Annotated in this window: 1 protein-coding gene; it reads right to left on the bottom strand. The window is 67.8% G+C overall.

From position 1 onward, the window contains the following. Positions 1-41 precede the first annotated feature (41 nt). On the bottom strand, positions 42-1,584 hold a 1,543-nt coding region (locus tag ACZ67T_RS46285; RefSeq protein ID WP_469993099.1), incomplete at its 5' end, for an ISL3 family transposase.

Genomic DNA, 1,584 nt, shown 5'->3' with positions numbered 1-1,584 from the left:
CTTGGTTCTGTCGACGATCTTGTGATGCGGACGGTCCGGACTCATCGTGCGAGCAAGACGCGTTTGCGAAGGAGATCGAGCCCGGCCCGGCCGAACATCTGGCGCTTCAGCATCTTCAGCCGGTTGACGTTTCCCTCGACGGCGCCGGAACTGTAGGGCAGGGACAGGCCGTTGCGGACGGCATCGAGGTCGCGGCGGAGGTTGCGGGCGAAGGACGCGAGCGGAGCCAGGGTGTCCTGCTCGGCGGCGGTGATCCAGTCCTCGAGACGGTCGCCGTGTCGTGCGGTCATCATGACGGCGAACTTCCTGACGTGGAGGGTGAGCCGGTCCAGCTCGGGATCGCGCTCTCGCAGCCGGTGCAGGTTGTCCGCGTTCTCGTCCCGCAGGTGTTCTGGGTGGGTCATGATCCAGGAGGTGACCTCGCGGACCGAGGGAGGCTTGGGCCCCACGGCAGGCGCATGTCCGCGCCCGGTCCGATAGCGCCGCAGGTGACGTTGGACAGCCAACTCGCCTCCGGGATATCCGAGTTCTTGGATTTCTCGGTAGAGCTGGGTGGCGTTTCTGACGCCTTCGTGCCACCGCTGGTGGAGGTGGCCGACGTACGGGTCGACGATGTGCGCCCGTTGCAGACTCTTGGCGACGACATCATTGGCGGAGCGGGCGTTGACCAGCTTGCGGACGGTGGCCTGGTGCAGCCCGAGTTTCCGGCCGATCGCGGCCTTCGACATCCCCTGTTCCCACAGCTCGTGGGCGGCGGCGTGCTGTTCACGCAGCCGCGTCACGATCCTCAGTTCCGCCGGCGGCTGGACCAACTCAGGCTGCTCCTCCAGCACGTCGCGTGCGCCGGCAGACTCGGAAAGCGGTTCGGTCAGACGGGAGCGATGGGCGTTCACGCTTTTCTCGACCGCCTGGCCGAGGTTGGCCCACAGGTGATAGCGGTCGGCCACTTGCTCGGCCTGTGGTGCCCCGATCCGCGCGCCCTCGCTGTATCCACTGGAGCGGTCGCGGCAGATGGCCTTCACCTCGGGATGGCCGCGGAGCCAGGCGGCCAGGTCCGCGCCATCGCGGCCGTCGTAGAGGTGAAGCGGCCGGTGGGTGGCCATGTCGATCAGCAACGTGCCGTAATGGCGACCCTTGCGGAAGGCGAAATCGTCGACACCCAACACCTCCACGTTGCCGACATGCGGTTCGGGCAGGGCCCTGACCAGGCGCAACAGCGTGTCCTTGCCCACGGTGATGCCGATCACCGTCGCCAGGCGGGCTCCCGCCCGCCCGGCCAGGGCCAGGCCGAGCTGCCTCAACACCCCACGCAGCAACGGGGTGTAACGGCTGTGCGGAGTCGTCAGTCCCGCGATCTGCTCGGCGAACGTCACGGCGGGACATGCGGCGTTCTCACAGCGGAAGCGGCGTATAGATAACTCGATCACGACACCAAGACCGCCCACTGCGACGTCACGCAGCCTGCGGACGTACCGGCCGTGCACCCGCGCCGAACTCCGGCCGCACCGGCAGGCCGCGGTCACCGCCCGCGCCCGCGTCCTGAGCATGACCTTGTCCGGCTGCCTCTCGACCTCCTCGATCAAC

The sequence above is a fragment of the Streptomyces sp. NPDC107517 genome (assembly GCF_055582645.1).
The sequence above is the reverse complement of the archived record's forward strand: the minus strand, read 5'-3'. Positions and strand labels throughout refer to the sequence as shown.